General features: G+C 44.0%; 15 protein-coding genes, 1 tRNA gene and 1 pseudogene. 9 read left to right on the plus strand and 8 right to left on the minus strand.

Going from position 1 to position 18,607, the window contains the following annotated elements:
- Together AC5590_RS31520 and AC5590_RS31525 are read left to right on the plus strand one after the other, a co-directional pair.
- Positions 1 to 360: cytochrome P450 (locus AC5590_RS31520; RefSeq protein ID WP_169267197.1), on the plus strand; the 360-nt coding region annotated here is incomplete at its 5' end.
- 94 nt (positions 361 to 454) lie between these two features.
- The gene (locus AC5590_RS31525) at positions 455 to 3,430 is read left to right on the plus strand and encodes an AMP-binding protein (RefSeq protein WP_169267198.1); all 2,976 of its coding nucleotides are present in this window, start codon (positions 455 to 457) and stop codon (positions 3,428 to 3,430) included.
- Between the two features lie 259 nt (positions 3,431 to 3,689).
- On the opposite strand, the gene AC5590_RS31530 is transcribed toward AC5590_RS31525, so the two are convergent.
- From AC5590_RS31530 to ruvB, 5 genes and pseudogenes are all read right to left on the minus strand, one after another.
- Positions 3,690 to 5,075, minus strand: coding sequence for a cytochrome P450 (locus tag AC5590_RS31530; protein ID WP_370460822.1), 1,386 nt, complete (start codon positions 5,073 to 5,075; stop codon positions 3,690 to 3,692).
- A gap of 174 nt (positions 5,076 to 5,249) precedes the next feature.
- A pseudogene (locus tag AC5590_RS31535) lies at positions 5,250 to 6,807 on the minus strand (GMC family oxidoreductase).
- A gap of 121 nt (positions 6,808 to 6,928) precedes the next feature.
- On the minus strand, positions 6,929 to 7,696 hold the full coding sequence (locus AC5590_RS31540) for an SDR family NAD(P)-dependent oxidoreductase (protein ID WP_169267200.1): 768 nt from the start codon (positions 7,694 to 7,696) through the stop codon (positions 6,929 to 6,931).
- 242 nt (positions 7,697 to 7,938) lie between these two features.
- Positions 7,939 to 8,745, minus strand: a complete 807-nt coding sequence (locus AC5590_RS31545; protein ID WP_169267201.1) for a tetratricopeptide repeat protein — start codon at positions 8,743 to 8,745, stop codon at positions 7,939 to 7,941.
- A gap of 69 nt (positions 8,746 to 8,814) precedes the next feature.
- On the minus strand, positions 8,815 to 9,915 hold the full coding sequence (gene ruvB, locus AC5590_RS31550) for a Holliday junction branch migration DNA helicase RuvB (protein ID WP_169267210.1): 1,101 nt from the start codon (positions 9,913 to 9,915) through the stop codon (positions 8,815 to 8,817).
- A 489-nt stretch (positions 9,916 to 10,404) separates the two neighbouring features.
- Here ruvB and hisF point away from each other — a divergent pair, with 489 nt between their 5' ends.
- The 6 genes from hisF to AC5590_RS31580 all read left to right on the plus strand — a co-directional run bounded on the left by hisF (position 10,405) and on the right by AC5590_RS31580 (position 13,280).
- Complete coding sequence (gene hisF, locus AC5590_RS31555; protein WP_169267202.1) at positions 10,405 to 11,172, plus strand: imidazole glycerol phosphate synthase subunit HisF; 768 nt, start codon at positions 10,405 to 10,407, stop codon at positions 11,170 to 11,172.
- Between the two features lie 104 nt (positions 11,173 to 11,276).
- A complete protein-coding gene (locus tag AC5590_RS31560; RefSeq protein ID WP_169267203.1) occupies positions 11,277 to 11,468 on the plus strand; it encodes a hypothetical protein in 192 nt (63 codons plus the stop codon).
- Between the two features lie 202 nt (positions 11,469 to 11,670).
- Positions 11,671 to 11,743, plus strand: a tRNA-Ala gene (locus AC5590_RS31565).
- Positions 11,744 to 11,910: 167 nt separating this feature from the next.
- Complete coding sequence (locus tag AC5590_RS31570; RefSeq protein WP_169267204.1) at positions 11,911 to 12,489, plus strand: Uma2 family endonuclease; 579 nt, start codon at positions 11,911 to 11,913, stop codon at positions 12,487 to 12,489.
- Between the two features lie 112 nt (positions 12,490 to 12,601).
- Complete coding sequence (locus AC5590_RS31575; protein ID WP_169267205.1) at positions 12,602 to 12,877, plus strand: hypothetical protein; 276 nt, start codon at positions 12,602 to 12,604, stop codon at positions 12,875 to 12,877.
- A complete protein-coding gene (locus AC5590_RS31580) occupies positions 12,864 to 13,280 on the plus strand; it encodes a putative toxin-antitoxin system toxin component, PIN family (protein WP_248277340.1) in 417 nt (138 codons plus the stop codon). Before AC5590_RS31575 ends, AC5590_RS31580 begins: the two co-directional genes overlap by 14 nt.
- Before the next feature lie 72 nt (positions 13,281 to 13,352).
- Here the strand turns inward: AC5590_RS31580 and AC5590_RS31585 are convergent, their stop codons facing one another.
- The 3 genes from AC5590_RS31585 to AC5590_RS31595 form a co-directional block, all read right to left on the minus strand.
- On the minus strand, positions 13,353 to 15,320 hold the full coding sequence (locus AC5590_RS31585) for a tetratricopeptide repeat protein (RefSeq protein WP_370460823.1): 1,968 nt from the start codon (positions 15,318 to 15,320) through the stop codon (positions 13,353 to 13,355).
- Positions 15,321 to 15,406: 86 nt separating this feature from the next.
- On the minus strand, positions 15,407 to 15,976 hold the full coding sequence (locus AC5590_RS31590) for an SEFIR domain-containing protein (protein WP_211178628.1): 570 nt from the start codon (positions 15,974 to 15,976) through the stop codon (positions 15,407 to 15,409).
- 55 nt (positions 15,977 to 16,031) lie between these two features.
- Positions 16,032 to 16,292 (minus strand): hypothetical protein, encoded by a 261-nt coding sequence (locus tag AC5590_RS31595; RefSeq protein WP_169267208.1) that lies wholly within the window; start codon positions 16,290 to 16,292, stop codon positions 16,032 to 16,034.
- Positions 16,293 to 16,776: 484 nt separating this feature from the next.
- Between AC5590_RS31595 and kdpA the strand changes: the two genes are divergently transcribed.
- Positions 16,777 to 18,486 (plus strand): potassium-transporting ATPase subunit KdpA, encoded by a 1,710-nt coding sequence (kdpA, locus tag AC5590_RS31600; RefSeq protein WP_169267209.1) that lies wholly within the window; start codon positions 16,777 to 16,779, stop codon positions 18,484 to 18,486.
- The last annotated feature ends 121 nt before the right edge of the window (positions 18,487 to 18,607 follow it).

Raw genomic sequence — 18,607 nt, forward strand, 5'->3', positions numbered from 1 at the left:
GAGCCTGGTACTCTGCTGATTCCATCTATTTATCTAACCCATCATCGCGAAGATTTATATCCCAATCCAAAGCAGTTTAAACCTGAGCGTTTTCTGGAACATCAATTTGCTCCTTCTGAGTATTTACCCTTCGGTGGCGGTAACCGTCGCTGTATTGGTATGGCATTTGCCTTATTTGAGATGAAACTGGTTTTGGCGACAGTTTTGTCGCGCGTTCAGATGGAACTCGCTGATAGCAAACCAGTGCAGCCAGTACGTAAGGGACTTCTGTCAGGACCAGAAGGGGGTGTGCGGATGGTGGTAACGGGGAGGCGCTCTCAAAATGAGCGTATTTTGGAGACTACTTCTAGTTCAGTTTGAAGATTGATAGTTTGGGCTGGGATGGCTCAAGCACAGACAAGCGCATCCATAGAATCAGTGAAAATTTGATATTTTAAGGAGACGGCAAATAGCGATGAAATTTTCTAATTTAGTAGACTTGCTGCACTATCGCTCGCAAAATCAGCCTGACCAAAAAACTTATACTTTTCTCCAAGATGGTGAAACAATAAGCAGCAGTCTGACTTATCAGGAATTAGAACTACAAGCACGGGCGATCGCCGCCTATCTTCAGTCCATAAATGCTACAGGCGAACGAGTGTTGTTACTGTACCCACCTGGTCTGGAATTCATTGCCGGTTTCTTTGGGTGTTTGTATGCTGGGGCGATCGCTATTCCCGCGTATCCACCCCGCCCCAATCAGTCACTTTCCAGACTCGAAGCGATCGCCACAGATGCGGAAGTAAAAGTAGCTTTCACAACTTCTTCTCTATTAGTATATTTAGAAAGCCGCTTTGACGAAAATCCAGAATTGGCAAGAAGGATGCATTTGTTAGCTACTGATAATATTGCCAGTGACCTGGGAGCAGACTGGCAAAAACCGACACTCAGCAGCGATACCCTGGCTTTTCTCCAATACACTTCTGGATCTACGGGGACACCGAAGGGGGTGATGATCGCTCATAGCAATTTGATGCACAATTTGGCTATGAGCCATAAGTCAGGAGAGTTGACCTCCAATAGCCGGACGGTGACTTGGTTGCCATTCGGTCACAATACAGGGTTAATCGTTGGAGTTATACAGCCTGTTTACAGTGATTTCCCAGTTACGATCATGTCGCCACTGGACTTCCTACAAAAGCCTTTGCGCTGGCTAATGGCGATTTCCCGTTACAAAGCGACTCAAAGCCTTGCCCCCAATTTTGCTTATGACATGGCTTGTTTCCAGACAACTGCCGAACAACGGGCAATGCTTGACTTGAGCAGTTGGGAATTGGCTGTTAGCGGTGCTGAACCAGTTCGTGCAGAAACTATTGAGCGGTTTGTCGCCACCTTTACTCAGTGTGGCTTTCGCCGAGAGGCATTTAATCCCGGCTACGGTATGGCTGAGAGCGTTGTCGGTATTTCTTTGGGTTTAAAAAAACAGCCAGCTGTGATCCAAAACATTGAGAAGGCAGCATTTGAGCAAAACCGAGTTGTCGTAGCGGTTGGTGAAAGCGAAAGTACCCAAAAAATCGTGGGTTGTGGTCGCACTTGGTTGGACCAGAAAATCCTGATCGTTAACCCTGAATCCTTAATCCAATGTCCACCCGAAGAAGTGGGAGAGATTTGGGTGTCAAGTCCGAGTGTTGCTCAAGGTTACTGGAATCGACCTGACGCAACCAAGGAAACCTTTCACGGTTACTTAGCAGATACCAATGAAGGACCATTTTTGCGTACTGGCGATTTGGGATTTTTGCTTGATAAAGAGTTGTTTGTTACGGGTCGTCTTAAAGACCTAATCATTATTCGGGGTCGTAACCATTATCCTCAAGATATTGAGTTTACCGTAGAAAAAAGCCATCCCGCACTCCAACCTAGCTGTAGTGCAGCATTTTCAGTGGAAGTGGAGAGTGAGGAGCGATTAGTTATTGCTTGTGAAGTTAAACAGACTTATCTAGAAAAGCTGAATGTGGATCAGGTAGTTGCAGCCATCCGTCAAGCGGTGTCGCAGCAGCATGATTTACAAGTTTATGCTGTCCTGCTGCTAAATACAGGGAGTATTCCAAAGACTGGCAGTAATAAGATTCAGCGCCATGCTTGTCGGGTGGGGTTTTTGGATGGTAGCTTGGATGTGGTGGCTAGCAGCATCCACAAAGAATTTAATGTTATCGAAAGACAAGTCTTCCCAGAGCGAAAAGCGCTGTTGGACACTTCACCAGAAAAGCGTCAGGGGTTGCTGAAATCTCATCTTCAGAATCTGATCTCGAAGATTCTGACAGTAGATCCATCCCAGTTAGACTGGCAGCAGCCTTTAACCAGTATGGGACTCGACTCACTCATGGTGATTGAACTGACAAATCTTCTCGAAGAGAGCCTAGGATGCTCCCTTGGTTCAACGGTGATATTTGACTATCCAACTGTGGAAGCGCTTGTTGATTATCTGGTAAAAAAAGTGCTTTCCTCAGAGCCTTCCGAAAGCTCTCAGGCAGAATTACCTCAAGATGATAAGCCAGAAGCTTTGTCTTATTCTGCTTTAGTGGCGATTCAGTCGGGCGGTTCAAAACCTCCTTTCTTCTGCGTGCCTGGGAGTGTAGGAACTACATTCTATTTGCATACTTTAGCACTTCACCTCGGTCAAGACCAACCTTTTTACGGTCTGCAAGCACTTGGACTTGATGATGAAGCACAGCCTTACACAAAAATTGAGGAAATAGCTGCTCACTACATCGAAGCATTACAAAGCATTCAGCCGCAGGGACCATACTTTCTCGGAGGTCATTCCTTCGGTGGTAAGGTGGCGTTCGAGATATCTCAGCAGTTGCTTTCATCTGGGCATCAGGTAGCTTTACTTGCAGTTTTAGACATCCCAGCACCACTTCCCAATCAGCCGATACGTGTTGATTGGGATGATATTCAATGCATGGTTGAGCTTGCCAGTTTATTTGGACGCCTGCTAGGAAAAAAACTGGAGGTATCGTACAATGACCTCGCTCTCCTTGCTCCAGACGAGCAAGTGAATTATGTAGTGGAGCAGTTGAAAATAGTTAATGTGCTGCCTTCTGAGGCAGGGACAAAACAAGTGCGTGGCTTAGTGAAAGTTCTCAAGGCTAACCTTCAAGCTATGGCTAATTATATGCCACAGGAGGTCTATCCGACTCGAATTGCTTTCTTCCGAGCCAACGAGGTTCATCCTTGGGATGCTGCTACTTGGCTTTCTGATGAGGTTCTTAGAGATTCGACTTTCGGCTGGAGCCAGCTTTCTATCGAAGCAGTGGACATCCATTTCGTTCCGGGCGACCATGTAACGATGATGGTTGAACCCCACGTCCAGATTCTAGCCGAACGGCTAAGAGTCAGTCTCGAAAGGGCACAGGCTCATGTGCTTGCAAATGAAGTTCCTGCTTCCTAGTAATCCGACAATAAAAGTTTTAGGGACTGGATGAGGATATTCGTATATATCCAGCCCCACATTCTTATATTCTGCCCAACCTACTTAAGTGTTAAAAACTTATCCAAAGCTGTTATCATACTAGGAGACGCTCGGCGAATATTTGCCACCCACGGCGATCGCCTCTTGCCATTTTCTCAAACCAGCAGAGGGTGTGCGGATGGTAGTGGGGATGCGTCCTCAAAATCAGCGCATACTCCACACTAGCTCTAGTTGAGTGCTAAATTGAACTGCCAACAGGCTGACTAGGTTGCTCTTGACGCACGCGCCTGCCCGTTATCATCATCTTGAACCCAGCCGCAGGGGCGAGAAAGAAACCTCGGCGCTGTGGTTTCACTGGTTGGCTATCAGTCAGCGCTAATTGATAATTTGATACGATTGTCGCCACTACCAGTTTCATTTCAAACATAGCCAATGCCGCACCAACACAGCGACGATTGCTTCCACCAAAAACAAAAAACTCAAATGGAGAGTATTGCCGCTTTAAAAATCGTTCCGGTTTAAACTGTTTTGGTTCTGGATAAAGATCCTCTCGTTGGTGAGTCAGATAAATACAAGGAAGCAGTATGGTATCAGTATCAAAGTGATAGTCTCCCAGCTTTAAAGGAGCTTTCAAAATCCGGGGCCAAGTCAAGAATAATGGCGGATAAATACGCAGTGTTTCTTGACACACAGCAGTCAGATATGGCAGACGAACAATGTCTGTGGGGTCTGGATCTGCACCAAGGCTATTGAGTTCTTGCAGTAGCTTGTCCCGTACCTGGGGCTGATAGTGAATCCAGTATAAAGCCCAGCATAAAGAACTGGCTGTTGTTTCGTGACCAGCTAACAGCAGAGTTATGAGTTCATCGTGCAACTCTTCATCTGTCATCTGCTGATCCTGCTCATCGCGAGCTGAAATCATTAAGGAGAGGATGTCACTGCGTTCAAGGTCGTTTTGTCTACGCCTGTCTTGAATTTCGGCGTAGAGTAGCCGATCAATTTGCTGCTGGCGACGCCGAAAGCTTCCCCACGGACTCCAAGCCCCTAAATCCTTTTGCAAGAACTTAAAGAACAGCATAGACGCCCGCAAAGGAGAGACTGTCATATCCATCATTTCTGCTAGCAGTTGTCTGAGTTCCTCATAACGCGGTCCTTCATTGAGACCAAAAACAGCTTGCAAGATGACGCGCAAACTAATTTCTTGCATGGATTTCCGGACAGAAAAGGGCTTGCCTATTGTCCACTGACTGCTGACTTGTTTGGCGAGGGTGCAAATCAAATCGCCATATGCTTGCATCCGTTCACCATGAAAAGGGGGGGTTAAAAGGCGTCGCCGACGCTGGTGGCTAGATCCATCAAACAAAAGTATAGAGTGTTCTCCTACGACGACTTTTCCCAGCCCATTCCCTCGACCAGAGTCAAACAGTTTAGGATCAGCGGTGAAAATTTCTTGAATTGCTTGCGGATTACTGATGAACACCGCTTTGGGGTAAAGATTTCCCCAACGGGCGGTGAAGAAATCTCCGTAGCGTTGGAAAGACGTTTCCATATAACCTAAAGGGTCAGCAATCCACTGTAATAGCTGCAACCAAGGCGGAGTTTTTGGTCCATCAGGTAATTTGATCATAAATGCCCCTACTTCAATGTCAAAAACTTATCGCTGTTACCATACTAGAAGGCGATCGCCGAAAATTTGCCACCCAATCGATATCAATTTCTCTTAAGATACAAAGGTACATTTCGGTAAAGCTGAAATTGTTTATTCCAGTGATGCTTGCTCAAGTTTATGCAGTGCTTGCTATGAAATGCCACCATTCGCTTTAATGAAATCGGCTGCTTTTTCGCCAATCATAATGATGGGCGCGTTTGTGTTGCCCCTGACCAGAGTTGGCATGATCGATGCATCCGCAACCCGCAATCCCTTAACCCCATGTACTCGCAGTTCGGAGTCTACCACTGCCATTGGGTCAGTGCCCATTTTGCAAGTGCCAGTCTGATGATGTCCCGTACTGCAAGTTTCCCGGATGTAGGCTTCCAGTGCTGCATCGTTCTGAACACCAGCACCCGGAGCAACTTCCTTACCGCCAAACTCATCAAAAGCACGGGACTGAAACAATTGCCGCATTAATCGAATCCCAGCAACGAGCTTTCGCACATCAGCTTCACTTTGCAGATAGTTCATCCGTATGACTGGAGGGTCTTTGGGGTCAGATGAGCGCAAACTGACACTGCCAATGTTTTGGAAATGAGTCAAAGAGACTACACCCGTGAATCCCCAATCAGGACGGTCATAGCCAGGCGGTACAAATATATCCGAAGAAGAACTGGACATCGGGTGGAGCCTCCAGGTTGCCCTCGCTATGGAAGAACAGTCCGGCTTCAGACACATTGCTGGTGATGGCAGGGTGTATTTCTTGAGTCGTCTGTTGGGCTACCGGAACGATAAGGTGGTCTTGCAGGTTTTGACCGACCCCTGGCAAATCAGCCACGACAGAAATTCCCAGCCCTTGCAGGTATTCTGCATCGCCAATGCCGGAAAGCAGCAGCAGCTTGGGTGAATCGAACGCGCCCGCACTTAAAATGACTTCCTGGTTAACCCTGACCTGATGCAGCATTCCCTCGTGCAGATATTCCACTCCAACAGCGCTGGTTCCCTCAAACAACAAGCGAGTCACCAACGCGCCTGTCGTTATCGTCAAATTAGGACGCTGGCGAATCGGCACCAGGAAGGCAGCGGCGGTACTGTGCCGTTTACCATCTTTGATTGTTGACTGATAGAGTCCGGCCCCTGACTGCCGCACACCGTTGAAATCAGGATTGTGGTCATACCCCAGTTCTACACAGGCATCGACAAAGCGTTGGGATACTATACCAGGGGAAATCAGATCAGTGACGCTCAACTCACCATCAACCCCGTGGTAAGCATCGGCACCGCGTGAGTTGTGTTCCGATTTCTTAAAATAGGGTAAAACGTGCTGGTACGACCAGCCGGGATTTCCTAATGCCTGCCATTGGTCATAATCGTGAGGATTGCCCCGGATATAAATCATGAGATTAATTGAACTGCTGCCGCCCAAAACTTTGCCACGGGGACAAAACACTTTGCGATTATTCAAGTACGGCTCTGGTTCAGTCAAATAGCCCCAGTCCACCTCGGAGCCTTGTAGACTGCCGACTTCTGCCGGAATATGAATCTCCGGTTTTGTATCCGGGTTGCCTGCTTCAAGGAGTAACACGGTTGTGTCGCTGTTTTGTGACATTCGGTTGGCGACAACGCAGCCTGCCGACCCTGCACCAATCACAATGTAGTCATACTCAGAATGAACTTTATCCTGGAAACTTGTGCCGGACTTCATATTCTTGGCAATTTTATTGACAATTGATTGTCCTGGCGTTAAGCGTAGCTCTGCCGTAGGCAATCGCTTTCATGAATGATATCATCCACAACAACGCCTGCTTTTTCATACAAATTTGTTACTACTGGGCTGTATAGCCACCATCAATGACTAATTCCGCTCCTGTCATATACTTTGACTCATCAGAAGCCAGGTAAAGTATTCCATAAGCAATATCATCTGGTTTGCCTAGACGTCCTGCGGGGATTCGCTTTTCGTAGTCTTTCAAAACTTCTGTGGGGTTTTCTGTTTTTTTTAAAGGTTCTTCTACTATCGCTGTCCAAATTAAGCCGGGATGAATAGAATTAAAGCGAATATTATTTTTTGCATATTGTATTGCATTCGCTTTAGTCATCAAACGTACTGCACCTTTAGCTGCATGATAGGGTGGATAACCACGTGAACCAACCAGCCCGGCAATTGAGGACAGATTGATAATGCTACCACCACCAGTGTTTAGCATATAAGCGATCGCGTGTTTAGTACAAAGAAAAACCCCATTTGTATTAATTGCCATCACTGTGTTCCATTCTTCTTCAGAAATCTCATGAGTGGGTTTATTGATACCAGCGATTCCTGCATTATTGACTAAAATATCGATTTTTCCCCACTTGCGGTAAACTTCAGCAAATACTTGCTGAACTTGAGTTTCCTGGGAAACGTCTAAATGCCAGTAATCAGCTTCTGAGCCATGACTATGAATTTCTTGTACTAATGTTTTACCTTCATCCGCAAGAATATCTGTGACAGCAACCTTGGCTCCTTCTTTTGCTAAAAGTAGAGCTGTTGCTCCACCAATACCTCGTGCTGCGCCTGTAACAATTGCAACTTTATCTTGGACTCGATTCATAATACCTAAGTATTGCTACTGTGAAATAGTCGTTGCACTGAAATTCCTGCCATCTTTAATGAACGCACGCTTATTTGTGACGCTTAAAGTCAAAACCCCTTATCTATTTATTAAGTGCAAATAAAATCAACTTATGCACTTAATTCTATAGCGGACAAATGTAAATAAATCGTAATTTTTTGACAGAAGGCTTGCAAAATTAACCTACTTTTGCTTTAAACGCCCTCTGCCAAACATATATCTTACTTGAGTGTCAAAAATTTATCCAAAGCCGTCACCATACTAGGAGGCCATCGCCGAACATTCGTCACCCAGTCGATATCCTTGTAACGCGCATCCAGTCCAACTGCTGACACCCAGTTACTCTCCGCTTCACCTTGTTTTCCCTTTTGCCAGTAGGCTGCAGTAATAGCAGCACGTACATCTGCAAAGTTAGGATATTTACGGAGAATGTTCCGCATTTCCCGAATTGCTTCGTCTACTTTACCAGTTTCATAAAGGGCAAGAACATAGTTCGCACGGGCAAAGGCAAAATTCGGGGCAATTTCGTTGGATTTTTTGTAGTCGGCGATCGCCTCTTGCCACTTCCTCAAACCAGCATAGGCATTTCCTCGATTGTTATATGCCATTGCATCTTTGGGGTCAAGTTCTAGAACGTGATTATAATCTGCGATCGCCTCATCCCATTTTCCCAGACCTTCCAACGCCGTACCACGATTCAAGTAGGGGTCAGTTACATTCGGAGCTAATTCTACCGCCTTATTATAATCTGCGAGTGCTTCTTGCAACTTATTTTGACTAACCCTAGAATTTCCTCGATTACTCCAAACCGCTGGATTATCGGGAAATTGCTCAAGAATTTGCGTCCAGTACCGTTCCGCCGTGCCAAAATCACCTTTATTAGTAGCGGCAATTGCCTTATTCGCTAACTCATCGCCTTGCTGTAACTGTTCTGCAGTGAAATTGGGGGATTTTGTTTCTGCTATGGCAACCTCACCCCACCCAAACACCAGCAACAGACTTAGAAAAATAATAATTAGTCTCATCATCTGCGTTTCTCTGCGTCCATCTGCGGTTCCAAATTCAAAACTCATTATCACTGGAAGTGTTGATCAAATTTACGGCAATAATGACAACTGTTCATTTGGAGGTTTAAAACCTAAATGCTTGTAAGCTGTGGGTGTCGCCACTCTACCACGGGTCGTCCGGCTTAAATAGCCAATCTGCATCAGATATGGTTCATACACTTCCTCAATAGTTTGTGTATCCTCACCCGTTGCTGCAGCGATGGTTTCCAATCCCACCGGACCACCATTAAACTGTTCAATAATCACACTCAACATCCGACGGTCTGTCCAATCTAAACCGCAAGGATCAACTTGAAATAGTTGCAATGCTTCCGCTGCAACCTGTTCATTAACCTCATTGAATGATTTTACTTGCGCATAATCACGGACTCGTTTTAGTAATCTATTAGCAATACGTGGTGTTCCCCGCGAACGACGGGCAACTTCTGCGGCACCATCGTCAGTGATATTCGTTTGGAGTAATTGAGCGCTGCGTAAGACAATTTTACTCAGTTCATCAACTTCATAAAATCTCAGTTTTTGAATTAAGCCAAAGCGATCGCGCAACGGTGAACTCAACGCCCCGGCACGAGTTGTTGCCCCAACCAAGGTAAATTTGGATAGTGGTAAGCTGCGAGTCTTAGTGCTAGAACCCTTACCAATCGTAATATCTAAGCGATAATCCTCCATTGCTGGGTATAAAATTTCTTCGCTCATCCGCGACAGACGATGAATTTCATCAATAAACAAAACATCTCCTGGCTTGAGATTCACCAATAGCCCAACAATATCTCTGGGACGTTCTAAAGCTGGCGCACTCGTAATTTTGCAATTTACTCCCATCTCAGACGCCAGTATCATAGCCATTGTGGTTTTCCCCAATCCTGGAGGACCATACAACAGTAGATGATCTAGCACCTCACCCCGAGACTTGGCTGCTTTAATCGCAATATCTAGCACATCTTTTAAATCTTTCTGCCCGATATAGTCAGCAAATCGTTGTGGGCGTATACTTTCTTCTTGCTTACCTTCATCAACAGCTGCTTCAGGTTGCAAAAGATTCTCTTTAGGAGGCGCTTTCGCCACCTCACGACGCTGCTTTGGTTCTTTATTGGGTTCTTGGGGCTGTTTTTTTGAGGAGATAATCGCCATAATGACTGCTATTGATTTTGGATATACGACTTTTGCAGTGTTGAGCGTAAAACGGTAGGGTGAATAAGAATTCAAAATTCAAAATATGTCCTGCGGACACGCTACGCGAACAAAATTCAAAATGAAAGAGTCTTTCATTTTTCCATTTAAATTCCGACTCAAACTGAGGAGGCGGTGCCGTGGGCGGGTTTCCCGACTTGTAAGCGCAAAGCGCACGCCGGAGGCGAACGCGCAGCGTATCCGCAGGAGTTGGCATCTGGCGTACTACGTATAGACGAAGCGGTCAGCGAACCCTTTAATTTACGATAAGTATTCAGTGTTCACAATCCAAGTTCACAATACACAGATTCACGAGCTACACTTTACATTTTCCCTCATACTGTTATTTCCCTGAACCCCTGTTCACGTGCGAAAATGTTGTTTCTGTAATACTCTGGCAAATTTAAAATTTCAGTTTTAGATAATTATCACAGGAGTGTAAAACTACTCATGCTAGCTAAAAGAATCTTACCGTGTCTGGATGTGAAGGCAGGACGAGTTGTTAAAGGAGTTAACTTTGTTAACTTGAGGGATGCAGGCGATCCAGTAGAACTGGCAAAGGTTTACAACGATGCCGGGGCAGATGAGTTAGTGTTTCTAGATATTACAGCCACTCATGAAGACCGCGACACTATTATCGACGTGGTGTACCGAACTGCAGAACAGGTCTTTATTCCCCTCACTGTCGGTGGTGGGATCCAATCCTTAGAAAATGTTAAAAATCTTTTACGAGCTGGAGCAGACAAGGTTAGTATTAATTCTACGGCGGTACGCGACCCAGATTTTATTAATCGAGCGAGTGACCGTTTTGGAAATCAATGTATAGTCGTTGCAATTGATGCCAGACGACGACTAGACCCCAATCACCCTGGTTGGGATGTTTTTGTGCGAGGTGGTAGAGAAAATACTGGTATTGATGCCCTGTTTTGGGCGCAAGAAGTCGAAAAACGCGGTGCTGGAGAACTGCTAGTAACAAGTATGGATGCCGATGGAACTCAAGCTGGTTATGACATAGAGTTGACTCGGGCGATCGCTCAATCTGTACAAATTCCAGTCGTTGCATCTGGCGGTGCAGGCAATTGTGAACATATCTATACCGCACTCACAGAAGCTCAAGCAGAAGCAGCATTACTTGCCTCACTTTTACATTACGGACAGTTAAGCGTAGCTGAAGTCAAGACTTATCTGCGCGATCGCCAAGTTCCCGTCAGAATGTAAGCCTAAGTTGCAACTCTTTGTCAATCTAACCCAAAGAGTAGTTAAAGACATTTTTTGAAAACAGTGTTAATATAAGTTAACAATAATTAATAATTTTAAGACATATGTTGATACCAATTTTAGTTTTTGATGTGGCGCTGGTAGCCTGGTCGCTGCATTTGATGGAAAAAGCATATGAAAGCAAAGAATTTTCTTTAATGTTAGCTGGTACACTTGTTGCCCTAGCAGCAGCGGCTATGTTAGTGGTTTACTTCCTGATGGGGCATTGTATAACCTACTTGCTGCAACTCTCTTAAGTTAGTCATTGCCATCGGCTAATGGCTCATGGCACTCATTAACAATTGACGAGCAGCGATATTGACAAACAGGATATTGTTAAAGTAGAATAGCAAATGCGTTCTCGTAAATTAAATCCCTAACTAAAAAGGTCTTTAATTTTGAACTTTGTTCGCGTAGCGTGTCCGCAGGACATATTTTGAATTTTGAATTGTTATTTGCGGGGTTATAGCTCAGTTGGTAGAGCACCTCAATGGCATTGAGGGGGTCAGCGGTTCGAATCCGCTTAGCTCCATTTGAATATTAAAGAATTCTTGTCATTTTTAAAGGATTAATGTCTTGACATTTTCCCCACTCTGCCTGATGGCTGAGGGTGACGTCCATAGTATAAGAAATACGGTGTGGGACAAAATAGATATAGGTTTGTAACTCACTCAGCGAATAAAAACGAGAGATACTCCTATGACAGCACTTACATTAAACCTCAACTCTATAATTAAACTGACTAAAGAGCAGTTTTATCAACTGTGTGAAGAAAACTCTGATTTAAAATTAGAACGAAATGCTCAGGGAGAATTAATTATAATGCCACCGACGGGAGGAGAAACAGGGAGAAGCAATGTTAATTTAATTCTTCAAGTAGGATTATGGAATGAAAAAAACCACGGGGGCGAAGTTTTTGATTCATCAACTGGATTTACTTTACCAAATGGTGCTGACCGTTCTCCTGATGTTTCTTGGGTAGAAAAATCTCGTTGGGATGCTTTGACTAAAGAGCAAAAAGAAAAATTTATTCCTCTATGTCCTGATTTTGTCATTGAGATACTTTCACCTAACGACAGCTTGAAAAAAACTCAGAGTAAGATGCAAGAATATATGGAAAACGGGTGTCGTTTGGGTTGGTTGATAAACAGAAAAAAACAGGAAGTAGAAATTTCTCGTCCCAAACAAGATGTGGAAGTTTTAAAATTACCTCAAACTCTTTCAGGGGAGGATGTTTTACCTGGTTTTATACTCAATCTACAAAAAATTTGGGGATAATATCATTGCCAGAAACGAAGCGAAAACACTAATTGCTGATGTCAATTGGTGGTTTCAATGGTTATGGTTGTATGCTTTTGTACATCCCAAAACCGGGGAAACTTATTGAAAGATGAGAAATTATGGAAGCGAACAGACTATGATTACTAAAGAAGAAATTACCATCAAAGTGCCGTCTGAGGTAGCAGAGGCATACCGCAATGCCTCTGAAGAAGAGCGTGAACAATTGCAACTCAAGATTGCGGCAATTATGCAGTCTCAATTTACTAGTGATAGACAAGAGGCAATCGCCCGTCTGAGAAACACGATGGATAAAGCTAGCCTTGAAGCACAAGAGCGAGGATTAACGCCTGAAATTTTAGAATCGATTTTGAATGATGACGAATAAACAACGGTTTGTTTTTGATACTAACGTATTGATTAGCGCATTTTTGTTTAGTCAAAGCAAGCCACGTCAGGCATTGGAGCAAGCTCAAGATATTGGTGTTCTCATATTCTCCAGTTCTGTCTTCTCAGAGTTAAGAGAGGTTTTATATCGTCGTAAATTTGATAGATATCTCACCGAGGAAAGGCGGCAAGAATTGCTAGAGGATTTAACTCAAACCGCTCAGTTTATTGATGTGACTGAACAGATTTCGGAATGCCGAGATCCAAAAGATAACAAGTATCTGGAATTGGCAGTGAGTGGTCAAGCAGAGTGTATTGTTACCGGAGATGATGATTTACTAGTGCTAAACTCATTTCGGGGCATTGAGATTCTGACTGTTCAAGAATTTTTGGCGAGGAACTAGTACCGCTATTAGTTATCAGTTATCAGTTCACTGTTCACTGTTCACTGCGATGCACTGAGCTTGTCGAAGTGTTCACTGCGATGCACTGAGCTTGTCGAAGTGTTCACTGTTATAAGACTGGCGATTATCGCGTAAGAGTTGCAAATTTTTACGGAAAGTGATTGTGTTGGGATGATTGACTCCTAAGCTACGTTCAGCAATTTCCAATGCTTTGATGTAGAGAGGTTCTGCTTCAGTGTACCGTCCAAGGGATTTGTAGAGTGTAGCCAAGTTGTTGTAACTGGTGGCGACAGAGGGATGCTCATCTCCTAGCAGGCGTTGCCTTAGTTCCAAAGCTTTGATGTAGAGTGGTTCAGCTTCTGTGTACCGTCCTTGGGAATCGTAGAGTGCTGCCAAGTTGTTGTAACTAGCGGCGACATCAGGGTGCTCTTGTCCCAGTAGGCGTAGCCTTAGTTCCAATGCTTTGATTAAAAGTGGCTCTGCATCAGTGTACCGTCCTTGCGAATAGTAGAGGAGAGCCAAGTTGTTGTAACTTAAGGCGATATCGGGATGCTCTTCTCCTAGCAGGCGTAGCCTTAGTTCCAATGCATTGATGTACAGAGGTTCAGCTTCAGTGTACCGTCCTTGGGAACGGTAGAGTTCAGCCAAGTTGTTGTAACTGTTGGCGACATCGGGATGCTCTTCTCCTAGCAAGCGTTGTCTTAGTTCCAAAGCTTTGATGTAGAGTGGTTCAGCATTAGTGTACCGTCCTTGGAAATAGTAGAGGAGAGCCAAGTTGTTGTAACTGGCGGCGACATCGGGATGCTCTTCTCCCAAACGGGATTGTACGACTGATACACATTGCTCTAACCAAGGTTGAGCCAGCGCATACAAACCCTGTCCTTCATAAAATCTACCCAAGCCAGTAAAAACCCAAGGTAAATTTTCATCACTGACTGCATCAATCAGATTTTGTGCGACTTCTGCTAAGTGTGGAATAGCAGGAGTTAAAGCAGTGATTTCGTTCAGATTAGGTGTTTGAGGAATTTCTTTCGCCACTTCTACCATTGCTTGGCAAAAACTAGACTTATGCTCGTCGCCTGAAGCTAAGTTCTTTTGCTTGTCTCTCAGAAACTCTCGAATCAACTGATGTAACACATAAGTATCTTCGCCCGTAAGCAAGTGCAAGTTTTCTAATTCTACTCTTGCATCTTCCAGTTCTTCTGCATCAAGATCCGCAGCCGCACGTTCCACCAGTAACCAAGGAATCCCAGCTAAAGCAAACAAACTTAGTAAACAGCCTAATTGTTGAGCAGACTCACTTAATTCGGACCAACTCAATTCAAAAGCAGCCGCTACTCCACGTTTGATATCTAGAGTCCAAGTGGGATCATTTTCTTTTACTTCTAAAGAAGGATGCCTTAGCCCTTTTTCCTCTAAGCGTCGCAGCATTTCTGTCAAGGATATTTTACGTTTTTTTACATACCGCCCGACTAATTGCAACGCCAGAGGTAAGTAGCCTAAACGCTGAACGAGTTCTTTTGCTTTTATGGATTCTTGGGTGACCTTTTGTTCCCCAACCAATTGAGTCAATAATAAGAGTGCATCATCCTCTTGCAAAACTTCCAAAAACAAAGAACCTGCTAAATCTAACTTGAGTCGTGTTGTTATCAGTACTTTAAACTGGGATGGTTGTGGTGGTAGTAATGGTTTTATCAGACTGTAATCTTTAACATCATCCACAACCACAAGCGTGTCTCCCTTGTGCTGCCAATGTTGCCAACACCAGCGTACTCGTTCTGGTAACTCCAAATCTTCTGGCGGCTGCAAGCCCAAATCTGTTCGAGCAAATTGTATTATCTGTAAACCAATATCTTCTTCTCTTGCGCGTAGCCAGCAAATACCACCAGGATAAGTGTGCAACTGTAAATGTAGCAGTGAATGCTGGATTGCTAATTCTGTTTTACCAACTCCCCCCATACCTTCAACAGCTGCAATGACGACTTCATTATTGCGTTGTAACTGTTGGTGGAGGCGTTCTAATTCACGCGATCGTCCGATAAACTTATCTGTATTACTGGGGGGAATATTTTGGGGTATCTTTCGTGCTTGAAATTCCCTCTGCCCCTCTGAACTTGCACCGGAGTTTAGAGGGGCTGGTGAGGGTTTGCGGTTTTATGGCGTTCACGAAGTGGTAACTCTCGCCGTTTGCCAAGTTCTGTTATTGGAGTACTATGTTGCTTTGTAAGAAGGCGGTAAAGTTCTAAATACCCTTCCTCTCCTTCCTTTGTGACGTCGATAAGATAATGCCTGTAAGAACGAAGTGTTATAGGGATATGCTTTGCGTCTTGCGAAGAAAACACAACAGGGATAAACTTGGTATTCCTTCTTTGAGCATCATAAAGTTGTTGGGTGATAATAGCTCCTTCCCATGTCACACCTAAACCTTTACCAGGTTCTTCCTTACCCCGAAATCGTCGATTGTATGTCTCAGTGCAAACTACAAGCACAAAATCAGCCCATTCCACCTGATTCTCCATCCAGCGTTGCCAACCTTCAGGTGGAAATTGTACATACTCGTCAATCTGACTATCAACCCCCTCATCGCGTAGACGATCCGATAATGTCAGTATGCGATCGTTATGTTCATCTGACTCCCTGCTATAGCTAATGAAAACTTTTGGCTGCGAATTGTCAGAGGGTTTGCGACCAAACATACTAGCTTTCCTTAGTAGTGGTATTACTATGATGCACAGACATACTAGTTCTTCATCAGGAATAGCATATATTCCAGACATTTATCCACGAAAGGCTTTTGAGTAGAATGCCTTCTGTATAGATTTTGTCCGAATATATACAGTAAGAGTTACCACTCCCCCACAACACGAGTAAACAATACTGGCTCAGAAAACTTTCCATAACCAGATTATCTTGTCCATCCCCCACATCCAAACCCAGCCGCCAGATATCACTCGTCGCCAAATCATCCCAATATTGGGGGTTAGCATTATAGCGCGAGCTTGCAAAAGCCATGATTTCGGAATAATACCATCAGTATCATTCGTCGGGAACTGCGCTTCTACACGAGAATGGGATGCTCCTGGGAATTTAAATATTTGGAATGCTCCCTATATACACTTGCTTTTCTTGATGTCATGTATAGAATAGTTATGACAAATCATGAATTGCTGACAACGCCATAAATATGAGATCTCTTAAAAAAGAATAAAGAAATAATATGTTGTGCTAAGGTTGGACACAACAAAACCAATTCAAAATTCAAAATTCAAAATGAATAAAGCCAGACGTAACAGGGGTTTTAAAGTGTGTATCTATCGCATTATTTTTTTATTGGTAAACTTTTCAAACAGTTATCAGTGAACAGTTTTTACTGTTTACTGATAACTGATAACTCGTAACTTATAAAGAATAAAATTGTTCAGCTATCAAAAAATAGTTGAACAATTTTAAAATGCAAAGAATTTAACAATATCCATCTACAATTTTGGCTAGGTAAATGGGACAAGGATTTTTTCAAATTGGGGTAACGTTGTGTATCGTAATAGCAATCACTCCACTATTGGGCAGATACATGGCGCGTGTGTTTTTGGGAGAAAAAACGCTGCTGGACTTAATAATGAACCCTGTAGAGGGAATAATTCATAAATTGGCAGATACGCTAAGAATTGATGACATGACGGGTTGGCAGTATGCCAGAGCAGTACTTTGCAGCAACATGCTCATGGGTGTTATGGTGTTTATGCTCATATGTCTTCAGCAATTTTTACCTTGGAATCCTCAGGGATTAGCTGCTCCTAAATGGGACATCACGCTGCACACGACCATTTCATTTTTAACAAACACCGACCAGCAACACTACTCTGGTGAGACAACTTTAAGTTATTTTAGCCAAACAGCAGCTTTAACTTTTTTGATGTTTACTTCAGCTGCGACTGGGTTAGCAGTGGGAATCGCCTTCATCAGAGGTTTGACAGGTAAACGACTGGGAAATTTCTATGTTGATCTGACTCGTTCCATAACGCGCATATTGCTGCCAATTTCGATTGTAGGTGCGATCGCACTACTAGCCCTAGGCGTACCACAAACCTTAGATGGATCTTTGAAATTGACAACATTGGAAGGAGCAACGCAGTATATAGCCAGAGGTCCTGTTGCTTCTTTTGAAATCATCAAACAATTGGGAGAGAATGGTGGTGGTTTTTTTAATGCCAATTCTGCTCATCCGTATGAAAATCCTAGCAGTATTTCTAACCTCATAGAAATCATTGCCATGATTTGCATACCAGCGGCGTTGATCCACACCTATGGCATTTTTGCCAATAACGCCAAGCAAGCAAGGCTACTTTATTGGATGGTATTTGCCATCTATGGAGTTTTGATTGGTGTCACAGCGATTGGTGAGTATCAAGGAAATCCGATTATTGATAATGCCTTGGGATTAGAATTGCCTAATTTAGAGGGGAAGGAAGTCAGGTTTGGCTGGGCACAAACGGCGTTGTGGGCAATAACGACAACTGGAACTATGACTGGTTCTGTAAACGGGATGCATGATTCCTTGATGCCTCAAGGACTTTTTTCCACCTTATTGAATATGTTTTTACAGATAGTTTGGGGCGGACAAGGAACTGGAACCGCTTACTTATTTATTTATTCCATTCTCACCGTATTTCTCACAGGACTGATGGTGGGACGGACTCCAGAGTTTTTAGGACGCAAAATTGAAAAAAAAGAAATTGTCCTTGCCAGTGTTGTGCTGCTGGTTCATCCAATTGCTGTATTGCTCCCCAGTGCCATTAGCTTAGCTTTTCCAAATACCTTAGCATTTTTCATTCCACCGCCGGGATATACGAAATCCCCAGAATTTCACAACATCTCCCGAGTGATTTACGAATACGCTTCAGCTAGTGCTAACAATGGTTCTGGCTTGCAGGGATTGGGAAATAGCACTTTGTGGTGGAATTTAAGTACTTGCTTTAGCCTTCTGATGGGAAGATACATACCAATTATTGCCATTTTGCTTTTAGCACAGAGCATGGCAGGCAAACTACCAGTACCCGAAACTCCAGGCACCCTCAGAACTGACTCTACATTATTTACTGCCATTACAGCTGGAATCATTTTGATTTTAGGTGTGTTGACATTCTTCCCCGTTTTAGCTTTAGGGCCGATCGCCGAAGGTATTAAACTTGCCAGCCCCATAAAATAATCTTTTACAGCGGTTTTTATATGAATAGACCACAAATCGTAGGGGAGCCAGTGCGTTGGAGAGCCAGCGCTGCAGGAGGGTCTCCCTCCGTAGGCGTCTGGCGTCCGGGTTTCCCGGCTTG

Origin of the sequence: Brasilonema octagenarum UFV-OR1 (assembly GCF_963888615.1) — a bacterium.
In the GTDB taxonomy this organism is placed as follows: domain Bacteria; phylum Cyanobacteriota; class Cyanobacteriia; order Cyanobacteriales; family Nostocaceae; genus Brasilonema; species Brasilonema sennae.

Excerpts from the sequence above, each read along its gene's own strand:
- AC5590_RS31525 (WP_169267198.1), top strand. The coding sequence starts at position 455 with ATGAAATTTTCTAATTTAGTAGACTTGCTGCACTATCGCTCGCAAAAT.
- AC5590_RS31540 (WP_169267200.1), bottom strand. The coding sequence starts at position 7,696 with ATGAATCGAGTCCAAGATAAAGTTGCAATTGTTACAGGCGCAGCACGA.
- AC5590_RS31545 (WP_169267201.1), bottom strand. The coding sequence starts at position 8,745 with ATGATGAGACTAATTATTATTTTTCTAAGTCTGTTGCTGGTGTTTGGG.
- ruvB (WP_169267210.1), bottom strand. The coding sequence starts at position 9,915 with ATGGCGATTATCTCCTCAAAAAAACAGCCCCAAGAACCCAATAAAGAA.
- hisF (WP_169267202.1), top strand. The coding sequence starts at position 10,405 with ATGCTAGCTAAAAGAATCTTACCGTGTCTGGATGTGAAGGCAGGACGA.
- AC5590_RS31560 (WP_169267203.1), top strand. The coding sequence starts at position 11,277 with ATGTTGATACCAATTTTAGTTTTTGATGTGGCGCTGGTAGCCTGGTCG.
- AC5590_RS31570 (WP_169267204.1), top strand. The coding sequence starts at position 11,911 with ATGACAGCACTTACATTAAACCTCAACTCTATAATTAAACTGACTAAA.
- AC5590_RS31575 (WP_169267205.1), top strand. The coding sequence starts at position 12,602 with ATGAGAAATTATGGAAGCGAACAGACTATGATTACTAAAGAAGAAATT.
- AC5590_RS31580 (WP_248277340.1), top strand. The coding sequence starts at position 12,864 with ATGATGACGAATAAACAACGGTTTGTTTTTGATACTAACGTATTGATT.
- AC5590_RS31590 (WP_211178628.1), bottom strand. The coding sequence starts at position 15,976 with ATGTTTGGTCGCAAACCCTCTGACAATTCGCAGCCAAAAGTTTTCATT.
- AC5590_RS31595 (WP_169267208.1), bottom strand. The coding sequence starts at position 16,292 with ATGGCTTTTGCAAGCTCGCGCTATAATGCTAACCCCCAATATTGGGAT.
- kdpA (WP_169267209.1), top strand. The coding sequence starts at position 16,777 with ATGGGACAAGGATTTTTTCAAATTGGGGTAACGTTGTGTATCGTAATA.